General features: G+C 72.2%; 8 protein-coding genes and 1 pseudogene. 7 read left to right on the forward strand and 2 right to left on the reverse strand.

All coding sequences use genetic code 11. The features are described from left to right. From ACWGL3_RS14760 to ACWGL3_RS14770, 3 genes are all read left to right on the forward strand, one after another. Positions 1-206: hypothetical protein (locus ACWGL3_RS14760; protein WP_452461405.1), on the forward strand; the 206-nt coding region annotated here is incomplete at its 5' end. Continuing rightward, positions 206-532: a hypothetical protein gene (locus tag ACWGL3_RS14765; RefSeq protein WP_267944940.1), complete on the forward strand. Its 327-nt coding sequence runs from the start codon at positions 206-208 to the stop codon at positions 530-532. The genes ACWGL3_RS14760 and ACWGL3_RS14765, both read left to right, overlap by 1 nt. 13 nt (positions 533-545) lie before the next feature. After that, a complete protein-coding gene (locus tag ACWGL3_RS14770) occupies positions 546-863 on the forward strand; it encodes a hypothetical protein (RefSeq protein WP_452461406.1) in 318 nt (105 codons plus the stop codon). A 111-nt stretch (positions 864-974) separates the two neighbouring features. On the opposite strand, the gene ACWGL3_RS14775 is transcribed toward ACWGL3_RS14770, so the two are convergent. Both ACWGL3_RS14775 and ACWGL3_RS14780 read right to left on the reverse strand, forming a co-directional pair. Next, positions 975-1,763, reverse strand: a complete 789-nt coding sequence (locus tag ACWGL3_RS14775) for a S1 family peptidase (RefSeq protein WP_267944941.1) — start codon at positions 1,761-1,763, stop codon at positions 975-977. A 417-nt stretch (positions 1,764-2,180) separates the two neighbouring features. Continuing rightward, positions 2,181-2,972, reverse strand: a complete 792-nt coding sequence (locus tag ACWGL3_RS14780; RefSeq protein ID WP_267944942.1) for a helix-turn-helix transcriptional regulator — start codon at positions 2,970-2,972, stop codon at positions 2,181-2,183. 97 nt (positions 2,973-3,069) lie between these two features. On the opposite strand from ACWGL3_RS14780, the gene ACWGL3_RS14785 reads away from it, so the two are divergent. From ACWGL3_RS14785 to ACWGL3_RS14800, 4 genes and pseudogenes are all read left to right on the forward strand, one after another. Further along, positions 3,070-3,873, forward strand: coding sequence for an SDR family oxidoreductase (locus ACWGL3_RS14785; protein WP_267944943.1), 804 nt, complete (start codon positions 3,070-3,072; stop codon positions 3,871-3,873). A 234-nt stretch (positions 3,874-4,107) separates the two neighbouring features. Then, positions 4,108-4,527, forward strand: coding sequence for a nuclear transport factor 2 family protein (locus tag ACWGL3_RS14790; RefSeq protein ID WP_267944944.1), 420 nt, complete (start codon positions 4,108-4,110; stop codon positions 4,525-4,527). 278 nt (positions 4,528-4,805) lie between these two features. Beyond that, positions 4,806-5,144 carry a trypco2 family protein gene (locus ACWGL3_RS14795; protein ID WP_267944945.1) on the forward strand — a complete coding sequence of 113 codons (339 nt, stop codon included), beginning with the start codon at positions 4,806-4,808 and terminating at the stop codon, positions 5,142-5,144. A gap of 49 nt (positions 5,145-5,193) precedes the next feature. Continuing rightward, a pseudogene (locus ACWGL3_RS14800) lies at positions 5,194-7,735 on the forward strand (hypothetical protein); the annotation flags it as partial.

Below are 7,735 nucleotides of genomic sequence, written 5' to 3' on the forward strand. Positions count from 1 at the left end.
TGGCCTCGGTCAAAACCCTCGGCGGACACCGCCGCTACCCCCAGACCCAGATCAACGCCCTGCTCACCACCCCGCGCGACGGCGGAGCCGTCCTGCTGGCCCTGGAAGAGGTCCGCAACCTGGCCACCGCCCGCGGCGACCCCACCGCCGCCGCCCGCATCAACGACCTCATCACCACCCTGCGCACCCAGGAAGACAGGCACTGATGCGCGAGGACCCCGCACCCGGCTGGCACATCGAGACAGCAACGGTGAACGACCGCCCCGCGGTGAGCTTCCGCCGCCCCTGGGAGGACACCCCCACCGTCCTGAGCGCCACCGACCCCGACCGGGTCACCGCCGACCTGCGCGCCCTGGAGGAGATCGACCGCACCCACCCCGGCTGGTACGTGGGCTTCCTCATCCGCACCACCCCGGTGTCACACCTGGACGGGCTCTGGGCGCAGTACCCCAGCGTGACCGTGGTCCACGCCGAGACCCCGCCCGACCTGATCCGGCGCATCACCGACGCCCGCGCCCGACACGGCCTGTGAAGGACGGACCCCGATGAGCACGAGGGCGAGCGACGGAACTCCCACCGTCCCCCGCTACCTGGACCGCGCCGAAGCCGTCGCACCCCGGATCATGGCCGGGCACAGACAGCGCGCCGCCGACGCCGCGGCGGGGATCGCCCGCCTCGAACTCCTCGCGGCCGAACAGCGCCACAGAGCCGCCGACCTGGAGTACGCCGCCGCACGGCGGCGACTGGCCGAGGCGCGCACGCGAGTCGACGACCTCGACACCGAAGCCCTGGCCACGGTGCTGCGCAGCTATCAGGCACTCATCGGTGTGCGCAGTGCGGCTGCTTCCACGAGGACACCGTGAGCGCACGCAGAGCGTAGGCCGAGAAGGCCCCAGGCAGAACTCTTCGTGCTGCGCGACGAGGGCCCCTACCGGCACCCGCGCACCGGGGCGCTGCCGGGGCCGAAGGGCGGGCTAGTTCCCCACCGTGTCGACGGCCCAGTCGCCGTACTTCGCGGCTTCGGTGAAGACCCACGGGCCCACGCAGGCCACGCTCTCGTCGTAGTCGCCGTCGCGGCTGGTCAGGCCGACCAGCTCCCAGTCGCCCTCCCTGCCGCGGATCAGGGGGCTGCCGGAGTCGGTCGAGCAGACCTGCGCCTCATCGGTGGGGTGTTCGGAGCACAGGTCGCCGTCGAGCTCCGCGCAGCGGTCGTCGGGCACGATCCCGGTGTCGATCTGCTGCAGGATCTCCGGCTTGGGCTCCTGGCCGAGCTCGTCGACCACGCCCCAGCCGAGGGCGCGCACCGCCGTGCCCGGTTCCGGCCTGTCCTCGGCGATGCGAACGGGGGTCTGCTCGACCGGGGAATCGAGCTTCAACAGGGAGATGTCCTTGCGCACCAGCAGAAACGAGTGGGGGTAGTCGGGGTCGTCGCTGACGTCCTCCGCCTCGTAGTCCGGGTGCTGGACCACCTCGGTGACCCGGCGTTCACTGCCGCCCTCCTCCCGGTTATTGCTGCCCACCCGCACGGAGATGCTCTCCGTCGGGAGAAGGTCGAAGTCGGAGCAGTGGGCGGCGGTGAGCACCCACTGCTCATCGATCAGCGAACCCCCGCAGTAGTGCACGCCCTTGTCGTCGAACAGGGCGGTCACGAACGGGTACTCCTCCGTGGCGTCCACCCCGCCGATGACAGCGGACGCGGGAGCGGCCAGCGCCATCGGGCCGAGCAGCGACGCGGCTCCCACCGCCCCCGCGACCGCTACCACTCGTCCCCGGCTTCGCCCGTTCCGGTCCCTGCGGATGCCGCCCATGTTCGCCCCGTCCCTCCGGTTGCGCGTGTGACCACGCCGTTGCCTGCCGTCACACACGAACCTAGAAGGCCGATCCCGTCGGGACATCGACCGCGAGAGCCAACCCGCCCCGACGAAAGTCGCCCCCGAAGAGCCCGGGAGGACCGACGAAGGAAGGGCTTCCCCACGGGCGCCGACCTGTCGGCCGACTCCCGTGAGGACCTGGGAGCGGTGACGCCGAGTCGGACTCCCGGCCCCGCGAGGCCCCCGGATGAAAGACCCCTGACGGCCGCCTCGTCGAGCTGCCCGCCGCAACGAACCGACCTCACGTATCGCGGCGATCCCTGGCATTCACCCCTGGTCGCGCGGGGGCGCCAGGATCCGGGCGTGCTCTCAGGGGGTGGTACCGGCCCCCGCCTCGGCCTCTTTCTCCCGGTAGACCAGGAGCTGGTACCCGGGCACGCTGGCGACGTCGAAGGCGTGGAAGTCGATGCTCAGCAGACCCCGGGCGGGGTGGCGCAACACCTTCGTCTCGTGGGTCTTGGGCCGCACGTCGTGGCGCGCCCACAGGCCGGGGAACTCCGGGCTCTCGGCCTCCAGCCGGTCGAGCAGTTCACGGAGCCGGGCGGGGGCGACGGCGAAGTCGGCGCTGGCACGCAGGTTGGCCACCGTCGCCTCGGCGGAGGCCTCCCAGTCGACGAAGAACCGGCGGCCCTCGGGGTCCAGCAGGACCATCTCCAACAGGTTCGCGGTCTCCTCGAAACCGGAGAACAGCTCCTGCGCCCGGGCGTTCAGCGCCAGGACATCGAGCACCGGGTCCAGCACGATGGCCCCGGAGTCGCTCCAGGAGTCCATCAGGCCCAGCAGCTCGGTCGGCACCGGCTGGACCGTGGCCTCTTCGTCGAGCCTGCGCGCCGTACCGGCCAGTGCGTACAGGTGCCGTTCCTCGGCCCCGGTCAACCGCAGCGCCCTGGAGAGGCCGGCCAGGACCACCTCCGAGGGGCGGGTCTCCTTGCCCTGTTCCAGGCGGCGGTAGTAGTCGACGCTCACCTCGGCGAGAGCGGCGACCTCGTCGCGGCGCAGGCCCGGGACGCGGCGCTCGCCCGCCGCGGGCATTCCGACGGCCTCGGGCGTCACCTTGGCCCGGCGTGTCATGAGGAACTCGCCCAACTCGCTGCGTGGCATGCCCCGAGCCTACCGACGGGCACGGGACGCCCCCGGACCGCTGGGGGGCCGTATCGCTACCCCCCGATCCGGCGGAACCGGTCGCATGCTGGCCGACATGAACACAGCGCAGAACACCCAGCCCTCCGCCCAGCTCGTCTCCGGAACCCCGCTCGCCGGACGTGTCGCCGTCGTGACCGGCGCCTCCAGCGGCATCGGCGAGGCGACCGCCCTGCGCTTCGCAGAACTCGGCGCGAAGGTGGCGCTGGTGGCCCGCCGCGGCGACCGGCTCGACCAGGTCGAGGACCGCATCCGCGCCGGCGGCGGAACCGCCCTGGCCCTGCCGACCGACGTCACCGACCGCTCCGCCGTCCTCGCGGCGGCCGACCGGATCGCCGACGAACTCGGCCGGGTCGACCTCGTCTTCGCCAACGCCGGCGTGCAGCTCATCTCCGGCATCACCGACCTGGCCACAGAAGACTGGGACGCCCAGATCGACCTCAACATCAAGGGCGTCATGAACACCGTCCAGGCCTTCGTGCCGTCCCTGGAGTCGGCCGCGTCCGACGGCCGCAGCGCCGACCTCATCATGACCTCGTCGATCGCCGCCGTCCGGATCCTGGAGGGCTTCCATGTCTACTCGGCGACCAAGGCCTACGTCACCCAGCTCTCCAAACTGCTCCGCACCGAGCTGGGCCGCAAGAAGATCCGCGTGGCGACGATCGAGCCGGGCATGGTCGACACCGAACTGCCCGACCACGTCACCGACCCGGCGGCGAGCAAGCTCATGGCCGACCTGATCGACCAGATCGACGTCCTGTCGTCCGCGGACGTCGCGGAGACGGTCGCCTTCATGAGCGCGGTCCCCAAGCACGTCAACCTGACCGAGATCACCATCCTCCCGACCGAGCAGATCATCTGACGCCGTGGCGGGAAGGGCTCACCGGGCCGAGGAGCATCCCACGGTGACCGGAGGACGGCCTCCCCGGCGCAGACCTTTCCCGACGTGCACCCGGACGCGCTCGCCCCACTGCTAGGCGAGCGCCTCCGGGTCGCCGACGTGGCGCCGCAGACAGGTGTGCAGCCCCTGGACGGCCGCGGACCCCGTTGATACCCTCCAAAGCACCTATTCAACAAGTTGCATAAGAGGAGAATCGTGCACGCCTTCCGCGAGGCCGTCGAGGCGGACGACCACGATGCGATCCACGCCCTGCTCGCCGAGGACGTGGTGTTCACCAGCCCGGTCGCCTTCAAGCCCTACACCGGCCGGGCCGTGACCGCCGCGATCATCAGGGGCGTCAGCAGGGTCTTCACCGACTTCCGCTACGTTCGCGAGATCACCGGAGCCGACCGCCGCGACCACGCCCTGATTTTCGAGGCCAGGGTCGGTGAGCGGCGGATCCACGGCTGCGACTTCCTCCACACGGACGAGGACGGCAGGATCGACGACTTCGTCGTCATGGTCCGCCCGCTGTCCGCGGCCACCGCCCTCGCCGAGGCCATGGGCGCCGAGTTCGACCAGATCGCCCGAGAGGCGCGGGAAGAAGAGGAGCAGAAGGCCGGCGCGCAGGGCTGACACCACCGCGCGCACCGGCCCCGCCTCCGGAACCCTTCGAGGACAACCGCATCCCCCGGCCGCGGAATGGCTTGTGGATGCTTTCGCCCGTGTCAGCTGGGCCGACGCCTCCACCAGCGGTCGCCCGACGGTCGCGGGCGCGGAACGTGCCGAAGCCACCGGCCTTCCAGAAGGAGGACTGGCCGCATACGGTCAAACGCCCCTCCGGCGCCCGCGCCACGGAGCGGGTTCTGCGATCGTGGGATCGTCCTTTCTCCCCCGCTCTTCGAGGAGCCCACGTGGAAATCCGCCTGACCGACGCCGTCCGCACCCTGCGCGAGGACCTGACCGAGGCGGTCGAGGAGGCCGAGGCCCAGAGCCCCGACATCGCCTTCAAGGTCGGCCCCATCCAGATGGACTTCGAGGTCCAGTTCCGCGTCGACGGCAAGGCCAAGGGCAAGCTCTCCGCGTGGATCGCCTCCGGCGAGGTCGAGGCCGGGGCGAGCCGGACCCGCACCCACCGCGTGTCCTTCACCCTGACCCCCCACCCCAGGAAGACCCCCGGCGGCGACGTGTCCATCAGCAGCACCCGCCGCGACTCCGGTGAGCACACCCCTCCCCCTGCCTTCAGCCGCTGAGCCCCCACTCCCCCGTGCGCGGGGTCCGTAGAAGCGACCGGAGTACCTGTTGGACACCGCCCAGCGCATCACCCGCATCACCACCCCCACCAGCACCGGGTCCGGCTACCTCATCGCCCCGCGCCTGGTGCTCACCAGCGCCCACACGGTCCCCGATGTCGGCGGCCGGGTCCAGGTGCACACCGCCACCGACCACCGGCCCCGCGCCGGGCAGGTGGTCTGGCGCGGCACCGCGCACAGCCACGACGACGCCGCCCTGGTGGAGGTCACCGACCCCGACTGGAGCGAGCACCCGGTGACCACCAGGTGGGGAAGGCTGGTCACCACCACCCCCGGCACCCCCTGCCAGGTGTGGGGCTTCCCGGACCTGGTGCAGCGCACCGGCCGGGCCGCGGAGACCGCCCAGCTGACCGGAACAGTCGCCCCGGGCAGCCACTACGTCAACCACCGGCACGTGATGGACCTGAGCGCCCACCCGCCCCGCTGGCTCCCCCACGAGATCCGGGAACAGGAACGATCCGGGCAGCGGCGCTCGCTGTGGGCGGGCCTGTCGGGGGCCGCGATGCGCTGCGGCGACGGCGAGCTGGTGGTGGGCGTGGTGGCCGCCGACCCCGAACACCGCGACCACGCCGCCCTGGAGGTCGTGCCCGCCTACGTGCTCCACCACGACCCCGCCTTCCGGGCGGTCCTGGCCGAGCACGGCGTCCCCCTGGCGCTGGAGCCGGTCGAGTTCGCCCACCTGGCCCACACCCCGCGCGCCCACCACCGTCCCTCGCCCGCCGCGCTGTTGGAGGCCCACCGGCAGGTGGTGGGCTTCCACGGCCGTGAGGAGACCATGCGGACCCTGCTGGAGTGGTGCCAGGGCGAGGAACCGCTCACGGCGGCGGTGGTGCACGGGCCCGGCGGGCAGGGCAAGACCCGCCTGGCCCACGAGCTCACCGCACGCCTGGCCGCGCCCGACCCGAAGGGGAGGCGGTGGGCCACCGTGTGGCTCAGGCAGGACGCCACCGTCGAGGAGCTGGGCCCGGTCAAGGAGGCCACGGCCCCGCTGCTGGTGGTGGTGGACTACGCCGAGACCCGCACCGCGCAGCTCGTGCGCCTGCTCCAGCTGTGCGACCGCCCGCCGGGGCACGCCCCCGTCCGGCTGCTGTTGCTGGTGCGCACGCTGGGCGAGTGGTGGGACCAGGTCAACACCGCCACCGGCCACCTGCTGGCCGACCTGGCCGTGCAGCTCCCGCTACCGCCGCTGGCGCCCCGCGCCACCGAGCGCGCCCGGGAGTACCGCACCGCCCTGGGCCACCTCGCCGAGGCCCTGCCGACGGCCCGCACGCCGCGCCCGGCCGACTGGGCCCGGGTCGCGGCGCACCTGGCCGATCCGGACCTGTCGGGCCCCGAGTGGGAGACCGTGCTGAGCGTGCACATGCGCGCCCTGGCCGACCTGCTGGACGCCACCCAGGACCCCACGGCCGTCACCGCCGACACCGCGGTGGAGGGACGGGTGCTGGCCCACGAGTTCCGGTACTGGGACCACAGCGCCGCCGCCTACGGCCTGGGCGACGCCGACCTGGCGCAACCGCTGCGCGACGTGCTGGCCCTGGTCTTCGCCCTGGCCCCCGCCGGCGTCGAGGAGGCGGACGAACTCCTGGGAAGCGCGGCGGTACTGAAGGGGCAGACCACCGCCCGCAGGCACCAGATTCGCCTGTGGGCCGGCGGCCTGTACCCCCCGGACGGGGAGCGGATGTGGGGACACCTGCAACCGGACCGGCTGCTGGAGTACTTCCTAGGACAGCGCTTGCAGCGCACCCCCGCCCTGTTCGACCCCCACCTGGACACCGTCGCCACCGCGGACGCCGAACGCCTGGTGACCCTGTACGCCCGCGCGGCCGCCCACCCCGCCCTACCCTCCGTCGGAGGGCTACTGACCGGGTTCTGCACCCGCCACATCCGCACGCTGGGCCCGGCGGTCATCGACGTGGCCACCCAGGTGGAACACCCCGGCCCGCTCCTCCGAGCGCTGGAAGAGGCGACAGACGATCCCGACACCTCGCCCGAGGTCCTCCGCGATCTCCTCAATGCCCTGCCCCTGTCCAGCCAGCGGCTGGCGGTCTGGGCCGAGCGTCTGACCGCGCGCCTGGTCCAAGCGCGTCGAGAACAAGCCGAACAGGACCCCGACGCCCACCTGGACGGCCTCGCCATGGCTCTGCAGAACCGGGCCCTCCGCCTGGGTGAGCTGGGACGCCCTGAGCAAGCACTCGAAGCGAACGACGAAGCCCTCCAGCACTACCGAACCCTCGCCCGACAACACCCCGATACCCACCTGCCCCACCTTGCCCTCGCCCTGAACAACCAATCCATCTACCTGTCCGGCATGGGCCGGATCGAGCAGGCGCTCGAAGCCATCACCGAAGCCGTCCAGCACTACCGGACCCTCGCCCGGCAGCTCCCCGACGCCCACCTGCCCGACCTCGCCATGGCCCTCAACAACCAGGCCCTCCGCATGTCCGACATGGGACAGGCCGAGCAGGCACTCCAGGCGATCGACGAAGCCCTCCAGCACTACCGGACCCTCGCCCGGCAGCTCCCCGACGCCC

Source organism: Nocardiopsis sp. NPDC055824, from assembly GCF_053616335.1.

Excerpts from the sequence above, each read along its gene's own strand:
- ACWGL3_RS14765 (WP_267944940.1), top strand. The coding sequence starts at position 206 with ATGCGCGAGGACCCCGCACCCGGCTGGCACATCGAGACAGCAACGGTG.
- ACWGL3_RS14770 (WP_452461406.1), top strand. The coding sequence starts at position 546 with ATGAGCACGAGGGCGAGCGACGGAACTCCCACCGTCCCCCGCTACCTG.
- ACWGL3_RS14785 (WP_267944943.1), top strand. The coding sequence starts at position 3,070 with ATGAACACAGCGCAGAACACCCAGCCCTCCGCCCAGCTCGTCTCCGGA.
- ACWGL3_RS14780 (WP_267944942.1), bottom strand. The coding sequence starts at position 2,972 with ATGCCACGCAGCGAGTTGGGCGAGTTCCTCATGACACGCCGGGCCAAG.